We start from the raw sequence: 26,295 nt of genomic DNA, 5'->3' as shown, positions 1-26,295 counted from the left end.
CTGGGCCTACTTGTTGGATCCGACGGCCCGGATCATCACGGTCAGAAGAGGCGAAGCCGGAGACGGCTGGCTCTGCCCGATGTCCTCGTACCCCCAGGACCGGTAGAGCGAGTGGACCTTTCCGTCGCCCGCAGCCGAGTTGACCATGAGCGTGACGAACGGCTCGGAGCGGGTACCCAAGAGCGTGTCGTGGATACGCCGCGCAGTACCGGTCTTCCGCCAGGCCGCCCGAACGCCGATCTCCTTCAGCGCCACGGCCGGGCGTTCGGTGTACTTGTCGGCGGGCGCGGGAGTGGTGCGTTCCCAGTACCGATCGCCGTGCTCAATGGTGTTGGCGTACGCGTAACCCACCGGAAAACCATTGGCATAAGCAACAACAGCAACGAATCCCGGCTCCGCCCCATGCCTGTCGAGCCTCTCACCGAAGGCCGTCACTGCGTAGTTCGGCAAATGGAGAAGCTCCGCCCGCACGTCGGCGTACACGTCAACCAGATCTTCGCGAGCAGTCTCAACGGCGGCGAAGGTGCGTACGGTCATCCCTGAATCCTCGCATCTTCTGTGCTCTAGCCCTCGGGGTAGAAGAGGAAGAGTTTGCAGCCTTGTTCTGATTGGGGGATGTGGGACGACCCGGCTGGCGCGTGAAGGAAGGTGCCGGTCGGGTAGTCGCGGGTGCCGTCGTTGAAGGTTCCTTCGATGACGTAGACCTCTTCCGGACCTGGGTCGTGGACGTCGATCCCCTCCCACTTCGAGCCGGGGTCCATCTCGAGGACGTGGGCGTGGGCGCCGTTGTCGCCCTGCCAGAGGGTGCGCAGGCGGATGCCGGGGAACAGGTCGCGGGTCGGCGCGTCCGCTACCGAGCTCCAGGTGTAGGTCGTCATGGGACCAGCTTCGGCTCCGACGACCACTGAACCCAGTGTCTGGAAAGTCATCCTGCGGTACTTTTCTGACATGACCCCGCATCGCGTCGTCGCGCTGGTGAAGCCGCCGCAGTCGACCTTCGAGCTCGGCTGTGCGGCCGCCGTGTTCCGCGGTGAGCGGTACACGTTCTCCGTCTGTACCGAGGCGCCCGGCGAGATCGAGACGGTCAACGGGTTCACGATGCTGGTCCCGCGCGGACTGCGCAGCCTCGATCGCGCCGACACCGTCCTGGTCCCCGGCTGGCTGCCGATCGACGACGAGCCCTCGCCCGCGATCCTCCGCGCACTGCATCGGGCCCACCGACGCGGCGCACGGCTGGTCAGCATCTGCTCCGGCTCGTTCGCCCTCGCCGCGACCGGGCTCCTTGACGGGCGATCCGCGACCACCCACTGGGAGTACAGCGAAGCACTGCAACGCCGGTACCCCGCGGTCCGCGTGGATGCGGACGTGCTCTACATCGACCACGGTGACGTCGCCACCAGCGCTGGTTCGGGAACAGGGATCGACCTGTGCCTGCAACTCGTCCGGGCCGACCACGGCGCCGCGTACGCCGCTCGGGTCGCGAGGCGGATGGTGATGCCGCCGCATCGCGAGGGCGGCCAGGTCCAGTACCGCGCGGAGAAGCCTGTGTCCTCGACGGATTCGCTGTCCCCGTTGCTCGACTGGGCCACCGACAACCTCGCCGAGCCGCTCACCCTCGACGACCTGGCCGCCCGGCTCACCGTCTCCCCGCGGACCCTGACCCGCCGCTTCACCGAACAGCTCGGCACCACCCCCGGCCAGTGGCTCCTCGCCCAACGGGTTGCCCGCGCCCGGGTCCTGCTGGAGTCCACCGATCTCCCCGTCGAAACCATCGCGCACCGCGTCGGCCTCTCCACGGCCACCAACTTCCGCCGCCGCTTCCAGACCGCCGTCCGGACCACGCCCAGCGCATACCGCCGAGCCTTCCGCCAGGCGACCCCGTGACCCCGAGTTCAGGGGTACACATTCCGGAAGCTGTTCGTCCGGAATGTGGAGTAGACCTGATCCATGACCCTTCCAGCCGAGCTTGTCGCGCCCACAACGATCGAGGTCTCCCCGGGACACCGCCTGGCGGTGCGGCGTCGCGGCAACGGCGGCGTACCGCTGGTCCTGCTGCACGGTTTCCCGTGCACGAGCCGGATCTGGTCGCACAACCTCGCCCCGCTCGCCGAAGCGGGATTCGACGTCGTCGCGCCTGATCTGCGCGGCTACGGGGACTCCGACTTCGCGCCGGACGGCTTCTACGACCTCAACGCGTTCGCTTCCGACCTCGTCGGCCTGTTCGACCAGCTCGGATGGGACCGTGCGGTCGTCGCCGGACACGATCTGGGCGCGATGGTCGCCATCGACCTGGCCAATCGCCACCCCGGCCGAGTGGACCGCCTGGTGATCCTGGACGACTCCATGCCCGACCTGGCCGAGGCGTTCGCAGCCGCGGGGATCGCGCCGACCCGGCCCAAGCCTGCCGTCTACGACTATCACCGCCTCCAAGGCCTTCACGCCGACGCCCTGGTCGCCCAACTGGCCACGCCCGAGCAACGGCGGCGCTACATAGGAGAGTTCTACGGCCATCGCCTGTGGTGTCCGCCCGACGCCTTCGACGAGGACGACCTCGCCTTCCTGACCGAGCCGTACGGGGACGCGGCCCGGTTGCGCGCTTCCTTCGCCGACTATGAGGTCGTCATGGGCACCCGGCCCCTGTCGGCTCCGGAGATGCTCGACCGGCCGGTCCAGCAACCGGCCCTGGTCCTGATCGGCACCGACCAGGTCACGATCGGCGACAACGTCGAGCAGCGGTGTGCGGTCGCCTTTCCCGCGGCGGTCGGCCCGTTCTGGGTCAAGGGCGCCGGCCACTTCATGCCGTGGGAGCGACCGGAGATGATCAACCGCGCCATCCGCTCCTTCTGCGGCGACCTGCTGAAGACCTGAGCTGCGGCCCCTGCAGGGCCTGGCGGCGAGCAGGCCGCGTGAAAGCGAAGTGACAGCGACTCTCGATCTGATGGTGTCCTGCGGGCAGCTCGCTCGCAACCGACATGCCGATGAACAAGGAGTCCATGGATATGCGAGCCAGGTCAGCCGTCGTGGTGTTCGCAGCGATCGGAGCCGTCACCGCCGGCGCCCCGGCCGCGGCGAGCGCGTCAGCCGTCGCATCGTCCGAGAGCGTTACTGCGAGCTCGTGCCGCGATCTCAGTGTCGCGGGCACCTTGTACCAGTCCGTGGCTCTCAAACGCTGCGACGACGGATGGTTCGGCAGTCGACGCGGCATCGTGAAAAAGGGAGATCAGGTCTGGCTGGTCAGCGCTGCGGGCTCTATCACGGGCCTCAGGACGGCGAGATGGAACGGCGACTTGCTCACCACTCCCATGGTCGGAATTCGCGGCGGGCCCTGGAAGGCCTGCGCGCGCTTCGCCGGGAAGACGTGGTGCACTGCCCGCGGCTGAGTGCGTTCAAAGCTGGCGCTAGGCGTAGTCGCCCGTGTTGTCGAGGCGGATGTACTCCGCGATCCGCGGGTCGTCGGGATCGGCGCCGTAGGCCTCGGCGAAGTACCGAGCGGCGGGCGGCCCGCCGTACTGGGGATTCAGCGTGCCGGACAGGCTCTTCACCATCAGCGCGACGTCGACGTACGGATCACCGAGCCCGAGCCGGCTGACGTCGAGGAGCCCGCTGAACCGCAGCGTCTCCGGGTCGATGAAGACGTTCGGCGCGGCGTAGTCGCCATGGGTGACGACTGCTTGCTCGCCAGGAAACGGTGAGCCGAAAGGGCAATCGGTCAACGCATGCAGGACTTCGATGCCCTCGGCAATCGCCCGGAGGACGGCGGGCCGATCCGCGGCGGGCCAGGGCTGGGACGCGTCCCGCCCGGCCAGCTCGGTCGTCACCACCCAATCGTTGCCCTTGTCAACGATGCGTGGACACGGGATCGAGGTCTCCCGGAGCCAGGCGAGCCGCTCGGCTTCGAGATCCACACCGCGCCCGGCCTTGTAGTACAGGGTTTCGCCCCGCCGACGGAGCCGCACCACCGAGGCGCCGGACCGGCCGAGCTGGATCGGCTCGGCCTGGTCGGCGCGAAAGCGGTCCAGAAGGTCGTCGGGCGGACCTCCGTCACTCACCAACGTCTGCCGAACCCCACGACTTCACCGTGCGGACCCGTCCCACCCGCCGTCGGCGGCACCTTGATGAGTGCTGGCGGTCCGCATCAGTGGAAGAAGTGCCGGGTCCCGGTGAAGTACATCGTGATACCCGCCTTCTGCGCCGCCTCGATCGCCTGCTCGTCGCGGATCGACCCGCCGGGCTGGACGACAGCCTTCACGCCGGCTTCGATCAGCACCTCGAGCCCGTCGGGGAACGGGAAGAACGCGTCCGACGCCGCCACCGACCCGGCCGCCCGCTCACCCGCACGCGACACCGCGAGCCGGCACGAGTCGACGCGGTTCACCTGACCCATGCCGACGCCGACCGACGCACCCTGCGACGCGAGCAGGATCGCGTTGGACTTCACCGCGCGGCAGGCCTTCCACGCGAACGCCAGATCCGCGAGCACCTCGTCGGACGCCGCGTCGCCGGCCGCCAACTGCCAGGCAGACGGGTCGTCGCCCTCGGCCTGGAAGCGGTCGGTGTGCTGCAGCAACAGGCCGCCGCTGATCGCGCGCAGTTCGATCTTCTCCGCGTCGTCGCGCGGCGGGGCGACGAGCAGGCGGATGTTCTTCTTCGCCTGCAGGATCTCGGCCGCGCCGTCCTCGAACGCCGGGGCGACGAGCACCTCGGTGAAGATCTCCGCGACCTGCTTGGCCATCTCGACCGACACCGGCGCGTTCGTGGCGATCACGCCGCCGTACGCCGAGACCGGGTCGCACTCGTGCGCTCGCCGGTGCGCCTCCGCGATGTCGGCGCCGACCGCGATCCCGCACGGGTTCGCGTGCTTGATGATCGCGACCGCCGGGTCGGCGAAGTCGTACGCCGTCCGCCGGGCCGCGTCCGCGTCGACGTAGTTGTTGTACGACATCTCCTTGCCGTGCAGCTGCTCGGCGGACGCCAGCCCGGCGCGGCCGCTCGTGTACAGCGCGGCCGGCTGGTGCGGGTTCTCGCCGTAGCGGAGGACGGCCTGCTTGTCCCAGGCCGAGCCGACCCAGGCCGGGAAGCCCGAACCCTCACCGCTGTCGGTGAGCACGTTGCCCATCCAGGACGCCACGGCGAGGTCGTACTCCGCGGTGTGCACGAACGCGGCAGCGGCCAGCTTCTGCCGCTCCGCCAGCGAGAAGCCGCCGTCCTCGAGCACGGTGTACAGCTGGTCGTACTGGTCGGCCGACGTCACCACGGCGACGTTCGCGTGGTTCTTCGCCGCGCCGCGGACCATCGACGGGCCGCCGATGTCGATCTGCTCGATGCACTCGTCCACGCCGGCGCCCGAGGCGACCGTCTCGGTGAACGGGTACAGGTTGCTCACCAGCAGGTCGAACGGCTCCACCCGCATCTCGGCGAGCTGCTCGACGTGCTCGGGCTTGCGGACGTCGGCCAGCAGACCCGCGTGCACCATCGGGTGCAGCGTCTTGACCCGGCCGTCGAGGCACTCGGGGAACCCGGTCAGCTCCTCGACCTTGGTCACCGGGACCCCGGTCGCGGCGATCCGGGCCGCGGTGGAACCGGTCGACACCAGCTGGACCCCGGCGGCGTGCAGCGCCTGCGCGAGCTCCTCCAGACCGGTCTTGTCGTAGACGCTGATCAGCGCCCGGCGGATCGGCCTGCGGTCGGTGCTCACTTCGTTCTGACCTTTCGTCCGGTGATGGTCCAGCCGTCGCGGACCAGGCGGCCGACCCAGTCCACCAGCTGGCGGCGCTCGACCTCCTTGATCCGCTCCGACAGGGTGTCTTCGGTGTCGTCGTCCTCGACGGGCACGGTCACCTGGGCGATGATCGGCCCGGTGTCCACCCCGCCGTCGACGAAGAACAGGGTCGCGCCGGTCACCTTGACGCCGTACTCGAGCGCGTCCCGCGGTCCGTGGATGCCGGGGAAGCTCGGCAGCAGCGCGTTGTGGGTGTTGACGTAGCGGTCGCCGAACGCGTGCAGGAAGTCCTCGCCGACCAGCTTGAGAAACCCGGCCGAGACGACCAGGTCGGGCCGGTACTCCGCGACGGACGCGGTCAGGGCGCGATCCCAGACGATCCGCTCGGGATAGTCCTTGACCTTGTGGACGAAGCTCGGCACCCCGGCGGCGGCCGCGCGGTCCAGGCTCGCGATCCCGTCCCGGTCCGCGCCGACGGCGACCACCTGGGCGCCGTACGCCGGGTCCTGGCACGCGTCGAGCAGGGCCTGCAGGTTCGAGCCGGATCCGGACACGAGTACGACGAGTCGCGCGGGATCAGGGCTGGGCGCAACCGGGTCTGTCACGCGCAAACCTTATCGCTCGGGGTCGGTCCCCTCGTCAGCCGGGCGGCGGGCGGCCAGCACCCCGGCGGTGACCGCGGCCCCGATCGCCATCCCGGCGCCGAGCACTCCGGCGGCCGGCAGCGCGGCCGGGATCCCGATCTCGGCCATCCGGCCCGGCCCGGCCGAGCCCCCCGAGACGAGCATCAGCACGAGCAACCCGGCGGCGCCGAGCAACGCGGCCATCCCACCCCGCAGCGCGAACGCGTCCCACCCGAGCGCCTCCGCATCCGGCGCCGCCAGCCCACGTCGGGCCACGACCAGCCCGGCGATCACGCCCGCCAGCAGCGGTACCAGGGCAGTGAGCACCAGCAGGTACGTCGGGGTCGCGCCGTCCTCGGGTACCGCGGCCAGCAGCGGGAGCGCCGGCAGGTTGCCCACGTCCACCCCGGTCGGCGCGATCGTGGTCCCGACCCCGAGCTGGAACCCTGGTCCGGCCAGGAACGCCACCACGTACAGCACCACGTTCGGCAGCAGGACGAGGCAGATCGCGAACAGCACGACCGAGCCGACCACGCCCGCGTCGAGCAGTTCCAGCATCCCGGTCACCCGGGAGAAGTGGATCGCCAGCAGCACCCCGTACAGGACCGAGGCGGCACCGAGGATCGCCAGGATCGCGGCGGCCGCAGCCGGTACGGCGTCCCGCAGGCCGTCCGGGGTCGCGTCGGCGAGGTCCTCGGCGGCCCCGGACTCGACCAGGATCCCGGCGGTGCCGGCGACGATCGCGAGCGAGACGGCCCCGAGGAACGCGGACAGCGGGGACACCTTCACCGCGCCGTCGGAGGTGAGCAGCGCGATGATCAGCGCGCCGAGCCCGTACGCGACCGAGAACACCAGGGCCGCGGTGAGCAGGTCCTTCGTCCGGTCGGCCGCGCTGACCCGCGCGGTGAAGCGGCCGCCCCGGTACAGGCACCAGCCGAGGAAGAGCGTGAGCCCGAGCGGCGCGATCGTGATCGCGCCGCCGCCGAGCGTGGCCCCGGCCTTGTGCGCCACGAGCCAGACGGTGGCGCCGGCGCGGACCGCTCCGGAGGCGCCGCCGAAGGTCGCGGCGAGCCAGCCGACGACCGCGACCGCGGCGCAGGTCAGCAGCCCGGTGAGCAGGCAGGCGCCGGCGCCGACCACGGCGGCGACCAGGACCGGCTTGGTCGGGGCGGAGAGTTCGGAGCCGGGTCCGGGCGCCTGGTGAGATCCGCCGTCACGGGCGCCCGGACGGCTCAGCATGTCGGTCATCTGACTCCCATCGTCGCCCGCTGCCGGGGGACGACTCGTTCTGACACGCCGGATATGGAAGACTTCGGCGCGCTGGCTTGCCGCTGGATCACTCCGGGTCACCGGGTACCGTCGGTTGGAATCAGTCAGGAGGTCAACAGCTAGATATGGCCGGTTCCCACCGAGCGCCCCGCAGCGGCGGGCGTGCAGCGGCCCGCGAGGCACGCCGTCAGCAGTCCCGTCGCCGGAACCAGATCATCGGCGCCGGTGCTGCCGCCCTGCTCGTGCTCGGCGGGGGTGGAGTCGCCGCGGTGAACGCCTTCGGCGGCGGCGAGGCCCAGGAGAGCCCCAAGCCCGGTGCGGCCAAGGGCGGGGAGCAGAAGGACCAGAACCTGCTCGCCGACGCCAAGGTCCTGATCGACGGCACTGCCGCCAAACCGCTGACCACCACCGGCGCGTGGGCGGTCGCCGGGACCGCCGACGGCAGCAGCGCCCCGGACAAGTCGTTCGTCTGCCAGGCCCAGCGGTTCGCCGACCCGGCCGGAGTCCGGACCTGGGTCCGCACGTTCCGGAACGCGAGCACCAAGGACACCGCGGTGCAGTACGTCGAGGTCTCCAACGACCCGAGCGCCGCCGGCAAGGCGTACACCACGATCACCGGCTGGCTGAGCCAGTGCAACACCCCGCAGATCCGGCTGGTGGCCAGCTACGCCACCCAGGGACTCGGCGAGCGCGGCGTGATCGCCGTGTTCGGCACCCCGGCCGGCAAGAGCAACAAATACCGGATGGTCAGCGTGACCACGGCCGGCCAGGCGACGATGGTGCTGGAACACGACAGCGCCGCGGGGACCCCACCGAAGCCGGACGGTGTGCTCGCGACCGCCAGCGCCGGGCTGAAGCGGATCTGCGCCCAGACCGGCGCGGACTGCGGCTCCGGCACGCTGACCGCCAAGCCGAGCCTGCTGCCGACCGGGGAGCCGGCCGGGTTCATGGCCCCGATCGACCTGCCGGTGCTGCCGTCGGTGGACAAGCCGTGGGTCAGCGTGACCAGCGGCCTGCGGGCCGGGACCGGCTGCGAGAAGATCGACCTGAAGAAGTCCAAGCCGACCAAGTCCAAGGCCCAGACCTACGTGGTCCCGGAGGCCGACGTCCCGACCGAGTTCGGTCTGGACACCACGGTGTACCAGTTCGCCAGCCCGGCCACCGCCACGTCGTTCGTCAGCCTGATCCGCAAGAACGTCGACGGCTGCCAGAAGACCACCTCGAACGCGACCGTGAAGACCACCGGCTCGGTCACCCTGAGCACGGTCAAGGGCGAGGCGTGGAAGGCCAGCTACGACACCGGCGGCGGCAAGATCTTCACCTACCGGATCGGGATCGCCGCGACCGGCAGCCGGGCGATCTACGTCGTCTACCCGGTGCTGAAGGAACTCGACATCACCGACACCGCGTTCACCGAGATCCTGAGCCGCGCCGCCGAACGCTCCGCCACCTTCAAGTAGGTCCGGACGTACTACGGGCCCGCGGCTGAGGCGACTGCCTCGGCCACGGGCCCGTGGTACGAGCTGGGCTGACCTACTTGGTCAGGTTCTGCATGATCTCGCGCATCAGGTTGGCGGTCTCGGTCGGCGTCTTGCCGACCTTCACGCCGACGGCCTCGAGGGCCTCCTGCTTCGCGGCCGCGGTGCCGGACGAGCCGGACACGATCGCACCCGCGTGACCCATCGTCTTGCCCTCCGGCGCGGTGAAGCCCGCGACGTAGCCGACGACCGGCTTGGTGACGTTCTCCTTGATGAACGCCGCGGCCCGCTCCTCGGCGTCGCCGCCGATCTCGCCGATCATCACGATCGCGTCGGTGTCCGGGTCGTCCTGGAACGCCTGCAACGCGTCGATGTGGGTGGTGCCGATGATCGGGTCACCACCGATGCCGATCGCGGTGGAGAAGCCGAAGTCCCGCAGCTCGTACATCATCTGGTACGTCAGCGTGCCGGACTTCGAGACCAGGCCGATCCGGCCCTGGCCGGCGATGTCGGCCGGGATGATGCCCGCGTTCGACGCGCCCGGGGTGATGATGCCGGGGCAGTTCGGGCCGATGATCCGGGTCCTGCCGGACGCCTGCGCGGCGGCGAAGAACGCGGCGGTGTCGTGCACCGGCACGCCCTCGGTGATCACCACGACCAGCGGCACCTCGGCGTCGACCGCCTCGAGCACGGCGTCCTTGGTGAACTTCGGCGGCACGAAGATGACCGACACGTTCGCGCCGGTCTCCTTCACCGCGTCCGCGACGGTACCGAAGACCGGTACGGCCTTGCCGTCGAAGTCCTGGCTCTGGCCCGCCTTGCGCGGGTTCACGCCGCCGACGATGTTGGTGCCGGAGGCAAGCATCCGGGTGGTGTGCTTGGTGCCTTCGGAGCCGGTCATGCCCTGGACGATGACCTTGCTGTCCTTGGTCAGGAAGATAGACATGTCAGCTAATCCCTTACTTCGCAGCCAGCTCGGCGGCGCGCTTGGCGGCACCGTCCATCGTGTCGACCCGCTCCAGACCGGCCAGGCCGGCCTCGTCGAGGATCCGGCGGCCCTCCTCGGCGTTGTTGCCGTCCAGCCGGACGACCAGCGGCTTGTCGACCGCCTCGCCGCGGGACGCGAGCAGCTCGAACGCCTGCACGATGCCGTTCGCGACCGCGTCACAGGCGGTGATGCCGCCGAAGACGTTCACGAACACGCTCTTCACCTGCGGGTCGGAGATGATGATCTCCAGGCCGTTCGCCATCACCTCGGCGCTCGCGCCACCACCGATGTCGAGGAAGTTGGCCGGCTTCTGCCCGCCGAACTCCTCACCCGCGTACGCAACGACGTCCAAGGTCGACATGACCAGGCCGGCACCGTTGCCGATGATGCCGACGGTGCCGTCCAGCTTCACGTAGTTCAGGCCCTTGGCCTTGGCCGCGGCCTCCAGCGGGTCCTCCGCCGACGCGTCCGCGAACTCGGCGTGCTCCGGGTGCCGGAAGTCCGCGTTCTCGTCCAGCGTGACCTTGCCGTCGAGCGCCTCGACGTTGCCGTCGGCGAGCTTGACCAGCGGGTTCACCTCGACCAGCGAGGCGTCCTCGGCCAGGAAGACCTCGTACAACTTGGCGATCTCGGTCGCCGCGGCGTCCAGCACGTCGGCCGGGTAGCCCGCCTGTTCGGCGATCTCGCGCGCCTTCGCGGCGTCCACCCCGGTGGCCGGGTCGATCGAGATCTTGGCGACCGCGTCCGGGTTGGTGTGCGCGACCTCCTCGATCTCCATCCCGCCGGCGGCGGAGGCGATGCACAGGTAGTTGCGGTTGGCCCGGTCGATCAGGAAGGAGAAGTAGTACTCCTCGGCGATCGCCGCGGCCGGCACGATGTTGAGCGTCCGGACGATGTGGCCCTTGATGTCCAGACCGAGGATCTCGCGCGCCTTCTCCTCCGCCTCGTCGGGCGAGGAGGCGAGCTTCACGCCGCCGGCCTTGCCCCGGCCGCCGGTCTTCACCTGGGCCTTCACGACGACCTTGCCACCGATCTTCTCGGCGGCCGCCCGGGCCTCTTCCGGCGTGGTGACGACCTCACCGACGGTCGTCCGCACCCCGTGCTTGGCGAAGACGGTCTTCGCCTGGTACTCCATCAGATCCACGACTGTGGTCCCTCTCTGGCCAATTTTGCGGGTTTCCGCGGCAGGCTGCGGTGCGTAGAGAGGCACGGTCGCCGGCGCGTTCCGTCGGCCCGAGACTAGCCACCCCGGTGGCCGCCGCGATACCCGGGGTACGGGCTGAGACGACGGTCACAGGCCGGTTGGCCGGTCGTGACAGGCTGGTACCCATGACGGATGCAGCAACCAGACCAGTGGACGACTGGTGGCGAAGCGCGGTCGTGTACCAGGTGTACCCGCGCTCGTTCGCGGACGCGAACGGCGACGGGGTCGGCGACGTGGACGGGATCCGCGCCCGGCTGCCGTACCTCGCCGACCTCGGTGTCGACGCGATCTGGATCAGCCCCTGGTACCCCTCCCCGCTGCTCGACGGCGGCTACGACGTGTCCGACTATCGGGACATCAACCCGGACTTCGTCACGCTCGCGGACGCGGACGCGCTGATCGAGGAGGCGCACGCGCTCGGGATCCGGGTCCTGATCGACCTGGTGCCGAACCACTGCTCCTGGGAGCACCCGTGGTTCAAGGCCGCCCTGGAAGCGGGCAAGGGGTCGCCGGAACGGGCCCGGTTCTGGTTCCGCGACGGCGAGGACGGGCAGCCGCCGACGAACTGGCCGGCCGCGTTCGGCGGTGGCGCCTGGCAGCAGATCGACGACGGCCAGTGGTACCTGCACCTCTTCGACATCTCCCAGCCGGACTGGAACTGGGACCACCCGGACGTGATCGCCGAGTTCGACGCGATCCTGCGGTTCTGGTTCGACCGCGGCGTCGACGGGTTCCGGATCGACGTGGCCGATTCGATGGCCAAGGACCCGACGCTGCCGGACGTACCCCTCAAGGACGGGCAGCCGACCCGGGAGAAGTACGTCGGCAACCCGTTCTACGACCAGCCCGGGGTGCACACGATCCACCAGCGCTGGCGCGCGATCGCCGACGAGTACGCCGACACCCCGCAGGGTCCGCGGGTCTTCGTCGCCGAGGCGTGGCTGTCCCCGGCTGAGCGGCTGGCCCAGTACGTCCGCGCCGACGAGCTGCACTCGGCGTTCAACTTCGACGTCCTGCGGTGTTCCTGGGACGCCAAGGAACTGCGTGAGGTCATCGACCACACCACCGAGAACCTCTGGGCCGTCGGCGCCCCGGCGACCTGGGTGCTGAGCAACCACGACACGATCCGGCACCGCTCCCGGTACGGCCGGGACCAGCGGGACGCGCTGGAGGGCGCGGGCGTGGTCCCGACGAACCTCGAGCTCGGTCTTCGCCGGGCCCGCGCGGCCGCGCTGCTCGAGCTCGCGCTGCCGGGCGGGGCGTACATCTACCAGGGCGACGAGCTCGGTCTGCCCGAGGTGGAGGACCTGCCCGAGGAGTCCCTGGACGACCCGACCTGGGAGCGCTCCGGCCACACCGTCCGCGGTCGCGACGGCGCCCGCGTCCCGATCCCGTGGGGCGGCGCCGAACCGCCGTACGAGTTCGGGCCGAGCGACCTGCAGCCGTGGCTCCCACAGCCGGACAACTGGGCCGCGCTGACCGCCGAGGCCGAGGCGGGCGACCCGGACAGCCACCTCAACCTGTACAAGGCCGCCCTGCGGATCCGCCGCGAGCACCCGGGGTTGGGCGAGGGCCGGCTGGCCTGGGACGAGGACGCGCCGGCCGGTGTCCTGTCCTTCACCCGCGACCCCGGCTTCCGCTGCGTCGTCAACCTCAGCGAGCACCCGGCCGACCTGCCGCCGCACGCGAACATCCTGTTGGCCAGCGAGCCCCTCGCCGGCGACAAGGTCCCCGTCGACGCCGCGGTCTGGCTGCAGCTCTGACGTCCCGACCAACGAGAAGGGGCTGGAACCGAGTCGGTTCCAGCCCCTTCCGCTGTGTCGGCTACCGGTAACGATCCCGGTCGCGGCGGTCACGCTCGTCGCGCTCCCACCGGTCCCGGTCCTCCCGGTCCCGCCGCTCCTGGTCCTCGCGATCCCGCCGATCCCGGTCGTCCCGGTCCCGGCGGTCCCGCTCGGCCCGATCGCGGCCCCAACTCACTTCACACCACCGGCCGTCAGCCCGGCCACGATGCGCCGCTGGAACAGCAGCACCGCGATCACCAGCGGAATCGTGACGATGACACCCGCCGCCATCTGGCTGCCGAACGGCTGGTCCCGGCCGGACGTCCCGGTGAACTGCGAGATGATCACGTTCGCCGTCTGGCGCTCCTTGATCTGCACCATGCTGAGGGCGATCAGGAACTCGTTCCACGCCGCGATGAAGGTGATGATCGCGGTGGTGAACACACCGGGCGCGGCGAGCGGCAGGATGACCTTCCGGAACGCCTGGGCCGGCGTACAGCCGTCCACCATCGCGGCCTGCTCCAGCTCCCGCGGCATCTGCCGGAAGAACGCCGTCAGCGTCCAGACCGCCAGCGGCAGCGCGAACGAGAGGCTGGGCACGATCATCGCCTGGTACGTGTTGATCCAGCCGATGTCGATGAACAGCTTGAGCAGCGGAACGATCAGCGAGATCCCGGGGAACATCGAGGTCGTGATGATGATCGCGAGCACGAGGTTCTTGAACTTGAAGTCCAGCCGGGCCAGCGTGTAGGCCGCGACCAACCCGATCAGCAGCGTCAGGATGGTCACCGAACCGGCCACCAGCAGGCTGTTCAGCAGGCCCCGGCCGAAGCCGGTGCCGTCCTTGAACACGTCCTTGATGTTGTCCAGCGAGAACGGCCGCGGGATGAACGAGTTGTCGAACTGGTCGGTCGGCCGGCGCAGCGCCGAGACGAGCATCCAGTAGAACGGCGCCAGGCAGTAGATGACGATCAGCGCCACGCCGAGCAGCGGTGCCCACCGCTTGAGCCAGCTGCCCTCCGGCCGGATCTTGGTTGCGGTCGCGGTAGCCATCACGCACCTCCCCCGGACGCCAGACCGGCCTCCGGAACACCGGCGGGAGCCTTACGAACCCGCTTGCCCTTGTTGTTGTTCTTCTTCTTCTGCACCGCGTCGCCCAGTACGTCGGCGCCGAGCAGCTTGACGAACGCGAACGCCACCACCGCGACGTAGATGAACAGGATGGTCGCGTACGCCGCCGCCGGGCCGTACCTGGTGTTGAAGGCCTCGTCGTAGGCCAGCATGGACAGGGTCTCCACCGATTCCTTCCGGGGACCGACCAGGACGAACGGCAGGTCGAAGATCCGCAGCGTGTCGAGCATGCGGAACAGCACCGCCACCAGCAGCGCCGGCTTCACCAGCGGCAGCGTGATGCGGACGAACTGCTGCCAGGCACTGGCGCCGTCCACCTTGGCCGCCTCGTAGACGTCGGCCGGAATGGTCTGCAGGCCCGCGAGTACCAACAGACCGATGAACGGTGCCGTCTTCCAGGTGTCGGCGACGATCACCGACAACACCGATTGCCAACCTTCGGTCGACCACAGGATCTGCCGCCCGATGATGGCGTTCGCCGCGCCGTCGGCCTGGAAGATCCACTTCCACAGCAGGGCCGAGACGACGGTCGGGATGGCCCACGGAACCAGGATGCTGGCCCGCACGATGGCCCGGCCCTTGAACGCCTTGTGCATCACCAACGCCATCGCGACACCCAGGATCGTTTCGAGGATCACGCAGGTGACGGTGAAGAAGGTGGTGTTGTAGAAGGCGTTCCAGAACCGCTCCCCGGTGGGACCGGAGAAGATGTCGGCGTAGTTCTTCAGACCGACGAAAGTCGAACCCTCGTTGACGAAACCGGTCTCGGGGTCGACGCCGCCCGCCTGAAACAGCGACTCCCGCAGGGCCATCACGATGGGGAACAGGACGACGAGACCCAGGACGAGCATCGTCGGCGATAGCAGAATGGCCGCCAGTTTCCCGGTGCCTTCGTCGTGACGCCGCTGCTTACCGGACTTCGGGGCTTTGTTCACCGGTCGATCTGCGACCGGCGCGGATGCACTCACCGCTGCCTCCTTCTTGCCCTGGACCCACCAGGGCAGTCAAACGGCCGGGGTCGGCACGCAGCTGCTTTGCACTGTGCACCGACCCCGGTCCATCTCGATCAGTTGGTGATCAGGCTGCTCAACTTGGTCTGCAAGTCGGTGAGCGCCTGCTTCGGCGGCTTCTTGTTGGTGAGCGCGTCGTAGGCCGCTTCCTGGATGGCAGCGGTGACGTCGCCGTACTTGACCACGGTCGGCCGGGGCTGGGCCTTCTCGATCGACGCCTTCAGCGGAGTGAGGTACGGGAACTGCTTCTGCAGCGCCGCGTCGTCGTAGAGGCTGGCCCAGGTCGGCGCCTGCGACGTCTTCTCGACGTTCGCCCGCTGCCGCTCCTCGCTGGCCATGAACTTGATGAAGTCGGCCGCGGTCGCCTTGTTCTTGGCGAAGGCGCTGATGGCGTAGTTGTGGCCACCGAGGGTGGACACACCGGCGCCGTCCTTGCCCGGCAGCGGCGCGACCGCGAACTTGCCGGCGATCTTCGACGAACCGTCCGTCTTGCCCGCGAGCGCGTACACGTACGGCCAGTTGCGGTGGAAGATCAGGTTGCCTTCCTGGAAGGCACGGCGGCCTTCTTCTTCCTTGTAGGTGATCGCGGCCTTCGGGATCTCACCGGTGGAGAAACCGTTGGTCAGCGTCTCGAGGCCGGCCAGCGCCTCCGGGGTGTCGACGTTCGGCTTGCCGTCCTTGCCGACGACCACACCGCCCGCCGAGTTGACCGCCTCGGAGAAGTTCACCGTCAGGCCTTCGTACTTCTCGAACTGGCCCGCGTAGCAGTTCAGGCTCTTGCCCTCCGGCAGCGCCTTGACCTTCTGGCACGCGGCCTGCATCTCGGCCCAGGTGGTCGGCGCCTGGACGCCGGCCTTGTCCAGCAGATCCTTGCGGTAGTAGAGCAGACCGCCGTCGGAGGTGATCGGGACCGCGTACAGCTTGTCGCGGTACTTCGCCGTCTCGACCGTCGCCGGGATCGCGTTGCCGAGGCTCGGGAACTGGTCCTGCGGAAGCTCCACGACCCAGCGGTTCGCCGCGAACTCGGCCGTCCAGACGACGTCCAGGTTCAGCACGCTGAACGAGTCCTGCTTGTTCTGCGCGTTCTGCACCATCTGCTGACGCTGTGCGTCGGCGGACTCCGGCAGCTCGGAGACCGTGACCTTCTCGTCCGGGTGCTGCGAGTTCCACGCCGCTACCTGGTTCGTCAGGTTCCCGGAGGTGTCCTTGCCGGTGGCAAAGGTGATCGGACCGCGGCCCTCGAGTGCTCCCCCGGCCGAGCCCCCATCGCTACCGCTGTCGCCGCCGTCACCGCCACACGCGGACGCGAACAGCACCATGCTGCCGACAACGGCCGCGGCGGCCGCCCTGCGTGTGTGTGATCGTTCAAACCTCATCGTTTACCTGCCCTCTCCCGATGGGAATCACTTGGTCCTGCGTCGGCCGTTCGCAGCTCCCCACCACGCTGCGAGCCGCCTTGCCCGGACAGTACCGAGATCGGGGGCGATGTGTCCTGAGCCACACACCTGATCGATCCCCTGAACGGACGAACGCATGGCTGTATGCGACCGCGATTCGGTACCCCGCACAACCGGGTCTTTCTTAACGATTCGGTATTACCGATTAGTAACTTCTCTGAAACCCGGTGATCGGTTCAGAACGACTGCGCAACGTCGTCAGCACGCTCCGGAGCGGATCGGACGCTTGACTGACGGGTCAGGAATCACCCGGACGGACGGCGCCGGACGCGCGGGGTCAGGAGGCGGCGGAGGCGTCGCCGACGTTGGTCCGGACCCAGTCGACGATCTCGGCCGTCGGGGCGCCGGGGGTGAAGATGCGGCGGACGCCGAGTTCGGCGAGCGGCTGCAGGTCGGCCTCGGGGATGATCCCGCCACCGAAGACCACGATGTCGTCCGCGTCCTTGCTCTGCAGGAGTTCGCGGACCTTGCGGAACAAGGTCATGTGCGCGCCGGACAGCACCGACAGGCCGATCGCGTCCGCGTCCTCGGCGATGGCGGTCTCGACGATCTGCTCCGGGGTCTGGTGCAGGCCGGTGTAGATGACCTCCATGCCGGCGTCACGCAGCGCGCGGGCGACGATCTTCGCGCCCCGGTCGTGCCCGTCCAGGCCCGGCTTGGCGACGACGATCCGCAGGGTGCTCGTGGCAGGCATGGTGGTGGCCTTTCGATCCTCGGACGCCGCTTTGCGTCCAGAATCGCAGGCTAGCCGAGCGGCACCTCACGGATAAGACACGAGGCCGTGTGTTCCCCGCCACGCGGACAGGGAACCGGTTACCGTGGAAAGAGGTCGGACCACCGGGGGGTCTGAGCCGTGAGGAGGCGCCGATGAGCGCTGAAGCCGTCGAGCCACCCGAGCACGCGCCGAGCGACCTCATGACCGAATCCGCCGATCAGGACACCCGCAGCGGCTTGCGTGAAGCGCTCGACGGACTCAAGTACGGCGCCCGCTCCGCACTGTCCCCGCGAGTCCTGCAGGGCGCGGCCGTCGAGATCGGCTGGCTCACCACACATCTCGCGATGTACCCGCTCGGCCTGGTCCGCGGCGCCGGCGACCGCACCGACCGGCTCAACCTCAGCGGCCTCACCCCGGCCCAGCGCAGCCTGCTGGTCGGCGACGTGCAGGCGGCCGGTACGCCGATCCTGCTGGTGCACGGGATCATCGACAACCACACCGTGTTCGCCCTGATGCGCCGGCACCTGCTCCGGCGCGGATTCACCCGGATCGACACGTTCTCGTACTCGCCGCTGACCCTCGACGTCCGCGCGACCGCCGAGCGGCTCGGGGCGGAGATCGAGGCGCTCTGCGAGGAGTCCGGCTCGGACCGGGTCCACGTCGTCGGCCACAGCCTCGGCGGCCTGATCGCCCGGTACTACGCGCAGCGGCTGGGCGGGGACGAGCGGATCCACACCTGCGTCACGCTGGGTACGCCGCACCAGGGCACGATGGCGGCCAGGTTGCTGCCGTGGCCGCTGGTCAAGCAGGTCCGCCCGGACAGCGAGCTGATGGCCGAGCTGGCCGAGCCGGCGCCCGACTGCCGGACCAGGTTCGTCGCCTTCTACAGCGACGTCGACCAGTTGATCGTGCCGCAGCGAAGGGCCCGGATCCGTCACCCTGACCTCACTGCGCGTAATATCCGGATCCGCGGCGTGGGCCACCTGTCCCTGCCGTTCCACGGCGAGGTCGTACACCAGATCACCGGCGTACTCGCGCACCTCGACGAGCAGGTCGCCTGAGCATGTTCTGACCTGCACCGAAAACTGCCTGACCGGGCAGCTTTCTGCGGTCCTGAGCGGATGCACGTGCAGCGGCTCATGCAAAAGTTTCGTGAAGGAGCGCCCGAAATATGGGTGGCAGGGTTTGTCGCCTCGTGACCCATCCGTTATGGTGCTTGAGCCCGACGGCGGAATAAAACCTTCCGGCGGGCGGACAGTGCCCCTCCCCTGTGACCGAAAGGCCACGTTGTGTCCCAGCACCGTGCCGCGGGCGACCGCGTCACGCCAGGCAACGCTGCGCGCAAGACCGGCGCAGGACGTCACAGTGCCAAGCATCGCGTCGCCCGGCGTAACACCCCAGGTAGTACCCAGATCGTTGGTCTCACCGCTGCCCTCGCGGCCGCGGCGGGAGCTGTCGGCTTCAGCCACAGCTCGCTGGCCTCGCCCACCCAGGCGAACTCAGCGGTCAACGTCGCCGCTCTCACGATGGCGAACAGCGAGCTCTCCGAGGTCACCACGGCCCGGATCGAGCGTCGCCAGCTCGCCACCAGGGACGCGTCCAGGGTCAAGCTCGCCAGTACGGACGCGAACAAGAAGCAGGCGGCCGCCGACCGGATCTCCAAGGCCCGCGCCGCCAAGCTCGACGCGACCCGTGCCCTGACCGCGAAGCGGGCCTCCGCGCTCGCCGCCGCCAAGGCCGCCGCGGAAGCCGCCGCCGAGAAGGCACGCCAGTCCGCCAGCCGCTGCGAGATGATGATCTCCGGCTACCGCATCACCGCCACCTTCGGGCAGGGCGGCTCCCGCTGGGCCGCCAACCACACCGGCACCGACTTCGCCGCCCCGATCGGGACCCCGATCCGCTCGGTGATGAAGGGCGAGGTCGTCTTCGCCGACTGGGCCGGCCCGTACGGCCGTCAGGTGCAGGTGAAGCACGAGGACGGCACCGTCACCTGGTACAACCACATGTCGAAGTTCAGCGTCGACGTCGGTGAGACCGTCTACGCGGGCGACCAGGTCGGCGCGGTCGGCGTCACCGGCAACACCACCGGTCCGCACCTGCACTTCGAGGTCCACCCGGACGGTGGCTCGGCGATCAACCCGCTGCCGTGGCTGCGCAACCACTGCGGCCTCAACCCCTGATCCACCTGAAGCGGTACTCTCCCGGGCGTGCGACCTGCTCCCGGTGAAGTCCTGCATTTCTCCGAAGACCCGACGATCGAGGTCTTCCGGCCCCACGTCGCTCCGACGGCGCTCAAGGCCACGCCGTACGTTTGGGCTGTCGGCCATGACCGCGCCCCGGACTACTGGTTCCCCCGGCAGTGCCCCCGCGCGATGGCGTGGGTGGGCCCCCGGACCTCCCCCGAAGACCGAGCCCGCATCATCGGCAGCGGCTGCGGTACTCGCGTGCACGCCGTCGAGTACGGCTGGCTGACCGCGATGCGCGAGGTCGAGCTGTACGCCTACCGGTTGCCGGCCGAGCCGTTCGCCGAGCACGACGCCGCCGTCGTCGCGACCACCGAGGTCCGGCCGCTGGGACCGCCCGAGCGGGTCGGCGATCTCTTCGACCTGCACGCCGAGGCCGGGATCCAGCTCCGGGTGCTGCCGTCGTTGCACGCGTTCTGGGACGCGGTGATCGCGAGCTCGCTCGAGTTCAGCGGGATCCGGCTGAGGAACGCTTCGCCACGGTGACATGATGGCCCGATGACAGCGGAGACCTACCGCGAGTTGGCCGAGTCCGCCTGGCGCTGGGTGCTCACGCAGGTTCGCTGGGACGACGGTCCGTGGATCCCCGAGTCGATCACGGAGCCTGCGCCCACGGCCGACCGCAACGGCCTGTACGCCGGGGTCGGCGGCCTCGCCCACGTCCTCGCCGAGATCCGGCTGACCCGGCCGTGGACCGCCGAGGAGAAGGAGCTCGCCGACGCGATCACCGCGCAGGTCACGGCCGCGATCCCGGCCGAGCAGGGCGCGACGTTCTTCGACGGACTGGTCAGCTCCCTCGGCGTACTGACCGCCCTGGAAGCTCCTGGTGCGGACGCTGCGGTGTCGCGGCTGGAGGAGCTGGCGACGCCGACCGGGTGGCCGCAGGCGATCGTGGGACCGCCTCGGTACTTGCCGGAGGCGCGGATCAACGACCTGACTCTCGGCACTGCCGGGGTACTGCTCGGGGCACTGTGGGCGCGTCGTCACGGCGTCGAGGCCGCGACCGGGCTTGCGGAGCGCGCTGCCACGGTGTTGCTGGCCGAGGGCGATGACCTGCCGACGGGGACGAACTGGCTCTTCGTCTCGGCTCGCTACCGGACCGACGCGGGCACCCAGATGCCGAACCTCTCGCACGGCGTCGCCGGTATCGCGGCCACGCTCGCCCTGGCCGGTTCCGAACTGGGCCGGCCGGATCTCGTCGAGGCGAGCCGTCGTGGGGCCGAGCACCTGGTGTCGCTGGGGGTGCGGGGCGGGGACGGGTTCGTCGTACCGCGGTACATCCCGAGCGATGTCAACGACGAGGACGAGTTCACGTACACCTGGTGCCATGGGGCCTCCGGGACCTCGCTGCTGTTCCTCGCCCTGGATCACGCGGGGGTCGAGACGATCGCGGGTGAGTCGCCGCTGACCTGGCATCGGCGACTCCTGCACAGCGTGCGGAGCTCGGGTCTGCCGGAGCGGCGGTATCCAGGGTTCTGGGACAACGACGGACGGTGCTGCGGTACTGCCGGAGTCGGTGACATCTTCCTGGATTCATGGGACCGGGCGCGGGATCCGGTGGACCTGGAGTTCACCTTGCGGTTGGCGGACGCGTTGGTCGAGCGGGCGATGCGGGAGGACTCGTACGCGTACTGGCGGTTCGTGGAGCACCGTGCGGACGATCCGCTGTTGCCGCCGGGGATCGGGTGGATGCAGGGCGCCGCTGGGATCGCGGCCTACCTGTTCCGGATCGCGCGGGTGTGTGCGGCTCCTGCTGACGCTGTGTCGCTGCCGCGGATGGAGACGTGGTGGGCGGTCAGCGGCGCCAGACCTCAGCCGTCGTGAGGAAGGCGGACGACCCCGGCCGCTCCGGCGACCCGTCCACGTGGACGAATCCGGGCACCGCGGCCCCGCCGATCGACACCGTCGCCGACCGTACCGGCGCGATCACCAGACTCAGACTGTGGTTGCCCTCGGCAAGCTGAAAGTTGTCCGTCGCAAACAACCGCCGGTCCAGCACGCCGCCCATCTCGATCTGGATGTCGGCCGCCTTCGCACTCAGCCCGTCCGCGAGACTCATCGACACCTGGACCAGATCCCGCTCCACCGCAGGCTCGTGCCACGGCAACCCCTGCACCTCCAGGAAGGAGCGCACGAAGTACCGCTCCAGCCAGGAAGCCAGATCGACGTCCTCGGACACCACCCGGACGATCCCGTCGAACCACAGCACGACGGCCGTACCAGCGCCGCGCACCGACCAGTCGACCATCCAGATCGAGGCGTAAGCGGTGACCTTGCCCTCGGTGTCGAACAACCGCAACCCAGGATTGGCACCCGCCAGGATGATCCGGCGGTTACTGCTGTCTGACGCCTTGGGCATGGGCGGGACCTGTCGTCCGGGGAAGGCCGAGCCCCCAGAGTGACCCAGCAACACCCCTCACCGCAACGTGAACGTGTGAAAACTAACGAAACCGTCTGGAGTGGGAGTGGGGTTGGACGCGGACCTCCACCACTCACCAACCTTCCGCAGTCCGGCGACGCGGACCGGGCCGGCGCCTGGAATGCCGACGGGAACGCGGTTGGGCAGTGCTGGAGATCCGCGCCGGTAGCACGACCGAACTTCCGACGCGGGGCGCTAAGTGGCTGATTGCCACGGTGAGCGGATCAAGCAGCGGCAGCCGCGAGCCGATCCAGCAGCGGTAGCGGCGTCGACTCCAGCAGCGGTAGCCGCGTGTTGGGTGGGCGGGAGCCGTGTGGGGAAGTACACCCGCCACCCCACCGACCACGCCGCCGACTTCATCACCGGGACCTAGGACAGGCCCTGCCCAGCACCCGACAACCTGTTCGCGGTGGCGGCAACCCGTTCCACCCTCGCCGATCGGGTTGCTGGCGGGTGGAACGTCGGCGGGCACGACCAAGTACCTAGATCTTCTCCACCGGTGCGTACCTGAGCAGCAGCCGCTTCACGCCCTCGGACCCGAAGTCGATGTCCGCCTGGGTCTGCTGTCCCTCGCCCCGGGTCACGACAACCGTCCCCATCCCGAAGCTGTCATGCACCACCCGATCCCCAGGGCTGAGACTCAGAATCGGCTTGTCCGAGGCCGTCTTCCGCGGCGGCTCGTACCGACTGGAGATCCCACTGCCGCGAACCCCGGTCCCCGACCACCGCGTGATCGCCGACTCGTCCCGCCGCCAGTCCAGCAACTCCGCCGGAATCTCTTCGAGGAAGCGAGACGGCGGATTGTGCTGAGGTGCGCCGTACGCCGAGCGGACCGCGGCTCGCGAGATCGAGAGACGCTGCCGGGCCCGGGTGATCCCCACGTACGCGAGGCGCCGTTCCTCCTCCAGCTCCTTCAGGTCAGTCAGGGAACGGGAATGCGGGAACACCCCGTCCTCCATGCCGGTCAGGAAGACGACCGGGAACTCCAGGCCCTTCGCGGTGTGGAGCGTCATCAGCGTGACCACGCCGCCGTCCTCGGCCGCGTCGGGGATCTGGTCGGCGTCGGCGACCAGGGAGATGCGTTCGAGGAAGGCTTGCAGGTCGGCCGGTTCGCCGGCGGCGGTGCGTTCCTCGACGAACTCACGGGCGACGGAGACGAACTCGTCCAGGTTCTCCAGGCGGGTCTCGTCCTGGGGATCCGGGGACTTCTGCAGTTCCTCGTAGTACTCGGTGCGGTGCAGGGCGGCGTCCAGGATGTCGTCCGGCGGGGCACCCGAGTCGACCATCGCGATCAGGTCGTCGAGGATGTCGATGAATCCCTGGACCGCGTTGACCGAGCGGCTCGCCATCGCGGGCGCGTCCTGGGCCCGGCGGAGCGCCTGGGCGAAGGAGATCCGGTCCCGGGCGGCGAGGGCCTCGATCGCGGCTTCGGCCCGGTCACCGATGCCGCGTTTGGGGACGTTGAGGATGCGGCGCAGCGAGACGGTGTCCTCGGGATTCACCAGGATGCGCAGGTACGCGAGGGCGTCGCGGACCTCCTTGCGCTCGTAGAACCGGACGCCGCCGACCACCTTGTACGGGTGGCCGGTGCGGATGAACACTTCCTCGAACACCCGGGACTGCGCGTTGGTCCGGTAGAACACCGCGACGTCGGCCGGCTTGACCCCGTCCGAGTCGGTGAGCCGGTCGATCTCGTCCGCGACGTACTGCGCCTCGTCGTGCTCGTTGTCGGCGACGTACACCGCGATCTGCTCGCCCTGGCCCTGGTCGGACCACAGGTTCTTCGCCTTGCGGCCCTCGTTGCGGCTGATCACCGCGTTCGCCGCGGTGAGGATGGTCTGGGTGGAGCGGTAGTTCTGCTCCAGCAGGATCGTCTCGGCGCCGGTGAAGTCCTCCTCGAAGGCGAGGATGTTGCGGATCGTCGCCCCGCGGAACGCGTAGATCGACTGGTCTGAGTCGCCCACCACCATCAGCTCGGCCGGCGGCGCGGTCGGGCCGTTGAACCCGGGCTCGTCCTCGCCGCAGAGCTCGCGGATCAGCGTGTACTGGGCGTGGTTGGTGTCCTGGTACTCGTCGACCATCACGTGGCGGAACCGGCGCCGGTAGTACTCACGGACCTCCGGGAACGCCTGTAGCAGGTTGACCGTGGTCATGAGTAGGTCGTCGAAGTCGAGCGCGTTCGCCTGCGCCAGCCGCTCCTGGTAGATGCGGTAGCACTCCGCGTACGTCTCCTCCAGGTGGTTCGACGTCTGCGCGGCCGCGGTCTCGTGGTCGATCAGCTCGTTCTTCTGGGTGCTGATCCAGTTCAGCACGGCGCGCGGGTTGTACCGCTTGACGTCCAGGTCGAGCTCGCGGCAGACCAGTGTCATCAGCCGGCGCGAGTCGGTGTCGTCGTAGATCGAGAACGTCGAGTTGATCCCGAACCGCTTGATGTCGCGGCGCAGGATCCGCACACACGAGGAGTGGAAGGTCGACACCCACATCAGCTTCGCCCGCGGCCCGACCAGGTCGACGACGCGTTCCCGCATCTCCGCGGCCGCCTTGTTGGTGAACGTGATCGCCAGGATCGACCCGGGATGCGCGTCGCGCGCGGCCAGCAGGTACGCGATCCGGCGCGTCAGCACCCGTGTCTTCCCCGACCCGGCCCCGGCCACCACCAGCAGCGGCTTGCCCGCGTGCACGACAGCGGCCCGCTGCTGCGGGTTCAGTCCCTCGAGCAGCGATTCCGGATCGGCGCGATGGGGCTTGGACTCCTCCAGCGGCACCGGGAGCTCGTCAGGCGAGAACAGCGTAGTCATCACCCAACACCTTAGGCGCTCCCTCCGACACTTACCGAAAATCGGTTCGAACCGCGCGCCCCGCGACCGTCAGTCGCTCCCTGGTCCGGCGCGGAGTCCGGCGTACCACTCCCGCACGCCGGTTGCCAGGCGGTCCGCGAGCTCCGGCTCGGCCGCGGTCAGGTCGACGCTTTCGGACGGGTCCTCGGCGAGGTTCGCCAGGTGGACCTTGGTGTCCAGCTGGCGGTCGAAGTCGAGCCAGGGATTGAGGACCAGCTTCCAGTCGCCCTCGCGGACCGCGAGCTGGTCGGCGTGGGACCAGTACAACGGGCGGCTCGGAGCTTCACTCTCGCCGCGAAGCATCGCGGAGACGTCCTGGCCGTCCACGGTCGAAGCGGCGGGCAGGCCGGCCAGAGCGAGGACGGTCGGGACCACGTCGGACATCTGGGCGGGGCCGTCGCAGACCACGCCGGCCGGGAGCGCGGCCGGGTACGAGATCAGGAACGGCTCCCGGATCCCCCCTTCGAACAGGCTTCCCTTGTGTCCACGGAAGCCGCCGGCCGTCCCGCCGTAGTAGCGGTCCTCGGTGCCGTCGAGCCAGTTGCGGGTCTCGGTGGACGGGCCGTTGTCGCTGGAGAAGACGACGATCGTGTTCTCCCGCTGCCCGGTCCGATCGAGCGCCGCGAGGATCTCGCCGACGCCGTCGTCCATCGCCGCGATCATCGCCGCCATCGTCTGCCGGTCCGGGCTCAGGTGCGCGAACCGCTCCAGGTACTCGGGCGGCGCGTGCATCGGGTAGTGCGGCGCGTTGTAGGGGACGTAGCAGAAGAACGGCCGGTCCTGCTGCTGCTCGATGAACTCGACCGCGCGCTCGGTGATCAGGCTGGTCAGGTACTCACCGTTGTGCCAGACCTCCTCGTCGTCGTCCCAGAGGTCGTGCACCGGATTCGTCCCGCCCGCCTGGCCCCAGTAGAAGATGTGCGAGTAGTAGTCGACACAGCCGGCCAGGATCCCGAAGAACCGGTCGAACCCGTGCGCGCGAGGCCGGTACTCCGGCGCGACCCCGAGGTGCCACTTGCCGAACAACCCGGTCGCGTACCCGTGCTCGCGCAGCATCGAGGCCACCGTGGTCTGCTCCGTCGGCAGCCCGGTGGTACGCCGTGCGCCGCCGAGGATCTGCGTGACCCCGGTGTTCACGGGGTGCCGCCCGGTCAGCAGGGCCGCGCGGGACGGCGAACAGACCGGGGCATTCGAGTACCACGACGTCGCCCGCACCCCGCTCTCCGCTAGGGCGTCGAGATGCGGACTGACCCCGGCCTCACCGCCGTAACAGCCGAGATCGCCGTACCCCAGGTCGTCCGCGTAGACGACCACGATGTTCGGTGCCGTGCTCACTCTTCAGCCCTTTCGTCGGAATCTCACACCCTAGAGGGCGGTCCCGGGTCGTTCGGCTGTGAGCAGACCTGCCACCAGCAGAA

General features: G+C 69.3%; 24 protein-coding genes. 8 read left to right on the top strand and 16 right to left on the bottom strand.

Annotated features, from left to right (window positions below; genetic code table 11):
• Positions 1-6: 6 nt before the first annotated feature.
• The gene (locus FB561_RS14785) at positions 7-537 is read right to left on the bottom strand and encodes a GNAT family N-acetyltransferase (RefSeq protein WP_145807066.1); all 531 of its coding nucleotides are present in this window, start codon (positions 535-537) and stop codon (positions 7-9) included.
• Between the two features lie 26 nt (positions 538-563).
• Positions 564-878 carry a cupin domain-containing protein gene (locus FB561_RS14780; protein ID WP_145807064.1) on the bottom strand — a complete coding sequence of 105 codons (315 nt, stop codon included), beginning with the start codon at positions 876-878 and terminating at the stop codon, positions 564-566.
• 70 nt (positions 879-948) lie between these two features.
• On the opposite strand from FB561_RS14780, the gene FB561_RS14775 reads away from it, so the two are divergent.
• Together FB561_RS14775 and FB561_RS14770 are read left to right on the top strand one after the other, a co-directional pair.
• Positions 949-1,884, top strand: coding sequence for a helix-turn-helix domain-containing protein (locus FB561_RS14775; protein ID WP_145807062.1), 936 nt, complete (start codon positions 949-951; stop codon positions 1,882-1,884).
• Positions 1,885-1,947: 63 nt separating this feature from the next.
• Positions 1,948-2,868, top strand: a complete 921-nt coding sequence (locus FB561_RS14770) for an alpha/beta fold hydrolase (RefSeq protein ID WP_145807060.1) — start codon at positions 1,948-1,950, stop codon at positions 2,866-2,868.
• Positions 2,869-3,398: 530 nt separating this feature from the next.
• Here FB561_RS14770 and FB561_RS14765 read toward each other — a convergent pair.
• From FB561_RS14765 to FB561_RS14750, 4 genes are all read right to left on the bottom strand, one after another.
• Positions 3,399-4,049, bottom strand: coding sequence for a phosphotransferase (locus FB561_RS14765; RefSeq protein WP_145807057.1), 651 nt, complete (start codon positions 4,047-4,049; stop codon positions 3,399-3,401).
• A gap of 86 nt (positions 4,050-4,135) precedes the next feature.
• The gene (gene purH, locus FB561_RS14760; protein WP_145807055.1) at positions 4,136-5,695 is read right to left on the bottom strand and encodes a bifunctional phosphoribosylaminoimidazolecarboxamide formyltransferase/IMP cyclohydrolase; all 1,560 of its coding nucleotides are present in this window, start codon (positions 5,693-5,695) and stop codon (positions 4,136-4,138) included.
• Entirely contained in the window at positions 5,692-6,324 is a 633-nt protein-coding gene (gene purN / locus FB561_RS14755; protein ID WP_145807053.1) for a phosphoribosylglycinamide formyltransferase, read from the bottom strand. The genes purH and purN overlap by 4 nt, the downstream gene beginning before the upstream one ends.
• Positions 6,325-6,333: 9 nt before the next feature.
• Positions 6,334-7,590, bottom strand: coding sequence for a cell division protein PerM (locus FB561_RS14750; RefSeq protein ID WP_145807051.1), 1,257 nt, complete (start codon positions 7,588-7,590; stop codon positions 6,334-6,336).
• A gap of 146 nt (positions 7,591-7,736) precedes the next feature.
• On the opposite strand from FB561_RS14750, the gene FB561_RS14745 reads away from it, so the two are divergent.
• A complete protein-coding gene (locus FB561_RS14745) occupies positions 7,737-9,071 on the top strand; it encodes a hypothetical protein (RefSeq protein WP_238334820.1) in 1,335 nt (444 codons plus the stop codon).
• 73 nt (positions 9,072-9,144) lie between these two features.
• On the opposite strand, the gene sucD is transcribed toward FB561_RS14745, so the two are convergent.
• Both sucD and sucC read right to left on the bottom strand, forming a co-directional pair.
• Entirely contained in the window at positions 9,145-10,035 is an 891-nt protein-coding gene (sucD, locus tag FB561_RS14740) for a succinate--CoA ligase subunit alpha (RefSeq protein ID WP_145807049.1), read from the bottom strand.
• 13 nt (positions 10,036-10,048) lie between these two features.
• Positions 10,049-11,221, bottom strand: coding sequence for an ADP-forming succinate--CoA ligase subunit beta (gene sucC / locus FB561_RS14735; RefSeq protein ID WP_145807047.1), 1,173 nt, complete (start codon positions 11,219-11,221; stop codon positions 10,049-10,051).
• Between the two features lie 185 nt (positions 11,222-11,406).
• Here sucC and FB561_RS14730 point away from each other — a divergent pair, with 185 nt between their 5' ends.
• A complete protein-coding gene (locus tag FB561_RS14730) occupies positions 11,407-13,044 on the top strand; it encodes a glycoside hydrolase family 13 protein (protein ID WP_145807045.1) in 1,638 nt (545 codons plus the stop codon).
• Between the two features lie 61 nt (positions 13,045-13,105).
• Here the strand turns inward: FB561_RS14730 and FB561_RS37900 are convergent, their stop codons facing one another.
• The 5 genes from FB561_RS37900 to FB561_RS14710 form a co-directional block, all read right to left on the bottom strand.
• Positions 13,106-13,261 carry a hypothetical protein gene (locus FB561_RS37900; protein ID WP_170284675.1) on the bottom strand — a complete coding sequence of 52 codons (156 nt, stop codon included), beginning with the start codon at positions 13,259-13,261 and terminating at the stop codon, positions 13,106-13,108.
• Positions 13,258-14,118: a carbohydrate ABC transporter permease gene (locus FB561_RS14725; protein WP_145807043.1), complete on the bottom strand. Its 861-nt coding sequence runs from the start codon at positions 14,116-14,118 to the stop codon at positions 13,258-13,260. Before FB561_RS14725 ends, FB561_RS37900 begins: the two co-directional genes overlap by 4 nt.
• The gene (locus tag FB561_RS14720; RefSeq protein WP_420371343.1) at positions 14,118-15,164 is read right to left on the bottom strand and encodes a carbohydrate ABC transporter permease; all 1,047 of its coding nucleotides are present in this window, start codon (positions 15,162-15,164) and stop codon (positions 14,118-14,120) included. The genes FB561_RS14725 and FB561_RS14720 overlap by 1 nt, the downstream gene beginning before the upstream one ends.
• Before the next feature lie 98 nt (positions 15,165-15,262).
• Entirely contained in the window at positions 15,263-16,525 is a 1,263-nt protein-coding gene (locus tag FB561_RS14715) for an ABC transporter substrate-binding protein (RefSeq protein ID WP_238334819.1), read from the bottom strand.
• A gap of 415 nt (positions 16,526-16,940) precedes the next feature.
• On the bottom strand, positions 16,941-17,357 hold the full coding sequence (locus FB561_RS14710; protein ID WP_145807039.1) for a coenzyme B12-dependent isobutyryl CoA mutase small subunit: 417 nt from the start codon (positions 17,355-17,357) through the stop codon (positions 16,941-16,943).
• Positions 17,358-17,530: 173 nt separating this feature from the next.
• Here FB561_RS14710 and FB561_RS14705 point away from each other — a divergent pair, with 173 nt between their 5' ends.
• The 4 genes from FB561_RS14705 to FB561_RS14690 all read left to right on the top strand — a co-directional run bounded on the left by FB561_RS14705 (position 17,531) and on the right by FB561_RS14690 (position 21,445).
• Positions 17,531-18,439 carry an esterase/lipase family protein gene (locus FB561_RS14705; RefSeq protein ID WP_145807037.1) on the top strand — a complete coding sequence of 303 codons (909 nt, stop codon included), beginning with the start codon at positions 17,531-17,533 and terminating at the stop codon, positions 18,437-18,439.
• Between the two features lie 228 nt (positions 18,440-18,667).
• Positions 18,668-19,558 (top strand): M23 family metallopeptidase, encoded by an 891-nt coding sequence (locus tag FB561_RS14700; RefSeq protein ID WP_238334818.1) that lies wholly within the window; start codon positions 18,668-18,670, stop codon positions 19,556-19,558.
• A 27-nt stretch (positions 19,559-19,585) separates the two neighbouring features.
• Positions 19,586-20,107: a DUF6886 family protein gene (locus FB561_RS14695; protein WP_145807035.1), complete on the top strand. Its 522-nt coding sequence runs from the start codon at positions 19,586-19,588 to the stop codon at positions 20,105-20,107.
• A 12-nt stretch (positions 20,108-20,119) separates the two neighbouring features.
• Positions 20,120-21,445: a lanthionine synthetase LanC family protein gene (locus FB561_RS14690; RefSeq protein WP_145807033.1), complete on the top strand. Its 1,326-nt coding sequence runs from the start codon at positions 20,120-20,122 to the stop codon at positions 21,443-21,445.
• Here FB561_RS14690 and FB561_RS14685 read toward each other — a convergent pair.
• The 3 genes from FB561_RS14685 to FB561_RS14675 all read right to left on the bottom strand — a co-directional run bounded on the left by FB561_RS14685 (position 21,417) and on the right by FB561_RS14675 (position 26,212).
• Complete coding sequence (locus FB561_RS14685) at positions 21,417-21,980, bottom strand: hypothetical protein (RefSeq protein WP_145807031.1); 564 nt, start codon at positions 21,978-21,980, stop codon at positions 21,417-21,419. The genes FB561_RS14690 and FB561_RS14685 overlap by 29 nt on opposite strands.
• 542 nt (positions 21,981-22,522) lie before the next feature.
• Complete coding sequence (pcrA, locus tag FB561_RS14680; RefSeq protein ID WP_145807029.1) at positions 22,523-24,838, bottom strand: DNA helicase PcrA; 2,316 nt, start codon at positions 24,836-24,838, stop codon at positions 22,523-22,525.
• A 69-nt stretch (positions 24,839-24,907) separates the two neighbouring features.
• Complete coding sequence (locus FB561_RS14675; protein WP_145807027.1) at positions 24,908-26,212, bottom strand: sulfatase-like hydrolase/transferase; 1,305 nt, start codon at positions 26,210-26,212, stop codon at positions 24,908-24,910.
• Between the last annotated feature and the right edge of the window lie 83 nt (positions 26,213-26,295).

Source organism: Kribbella amoyensis (assembly GCF_007828865.1).
GTDB classification, from domain to species: domain Bacteria; phylum Actinomycetota; class Actinomycetes; order Propionibacteriales; family Kribbellaceae; genus Kribbella; species Kribbella amoyensis.
This window is presented reverse-complemented; position numbering and strand designations above follow the sequence as displayed.

Bases quoted from the DNA above. Each gene is read 5' to 3' on its own strand.
- FB561_RS14725 (WP_145807043.1), bottom strand. From the start codon at position 14,118: ATGGCTACCGCGACCGCAACCAAGATCCGGCCGGAGGGCAGCTGGCTC.
- FB561_RS14780 (WP_145807064.1), bottom strand. From the start codon at position 878: ATGACGACCTACACCTGGAGCTCGGTAGCGGACGCGCCGACCCGCGAC.
- FB561_RS14745 (WP_238334820.1), top strand. From the start codon at position 7,737: ATGGCCGGTTCCCACCGAGCGCCCCGCAGCGGCGGGCGTGCAGCGGCC.
- FB561_RS14685 (WP_145807031.1), bottom strand. From the start codon at position 21,980: ATGCCCAAGGCGTCAGACAGCAGTAACCGCCGGATCATCCTGGCGGGT.
- pcrA (WP_145807029.1), bottom strand. From the start codon at position 24,838: ATGACTACGCTGTTCTCGCCTGACGAGCTCCCGGTGCCGCTGGAGGAG.
- FB561_RS14785 (WP_145807066.1), bottom strand. From the start codon at position 537: ATGACCGTACGCACCTTCGCCGCCGTTGAGACTGCTCGCGAAGATCTG.
- FB561_RS14775 (WP_145807062.1), top strand. From the start codon at position 949: ATGACCCCGCATCGCGTCGTCGCGCTGGTGAAGCCGCCGCAGTCGACC.
- FB561_RS14770 (WP_145807060.1), top strand. From the start codon at position 1,948: ATGACCCTTCCAGCCGAGCTTGTCGCGCCCACAACGATCGAGGTCTCC.
- FB561_RS14690 (WP_145807033.1), top strand. From the start codon at position 20,120: ATGACAGCGGAGACCTACCGCGAGTTGGCCGAGTCCGCCTGGCGCTGG.
- sucD (WP_145807049.1), bottom strand. From the start codon at position 10,035: ATGTCTATCTTCCTGACCAAGGACAGCAAGGTCATCGTCCAGGGCATG.
- FB561_RS14710 (WP_145807039.1), bottom strand. From the start codon at position 17,357: ATGCCTGCCACGAGCACCCTGCGGATCGTCGTCGCCAAGCCGGGCCTG.
- FB561_RS14705 (WP_145807037.1), top strand. From the start codon at position 17,531: ATGAGCGCTGAAGCCGTCGAGCCACCCGAGCACGCGCCGAGCGACCTC.
- FB561_RS14750 (WP_145807051.1), bottom strand. From the start codon at position 7,590: ATGACCGACATGCTGAGCCGTCCGGGCGCCCGTGACGGCGGATCTCAC.
- FB561_RS14715 (WP_238334819.1), bottom strand. From the start codon at position 16,525: ATGGTGCTGTTCGCGTCCGCGTGTGGCGGTGACGGCGGCGACAGCGGT.
- FB561_RS14730 (WP_145807045.1), top strand. From the start codon at position 11,407: ATGACGGATGCAGCAACCAGACCAGTGGACGACTGGTGGCGAAGCGCG.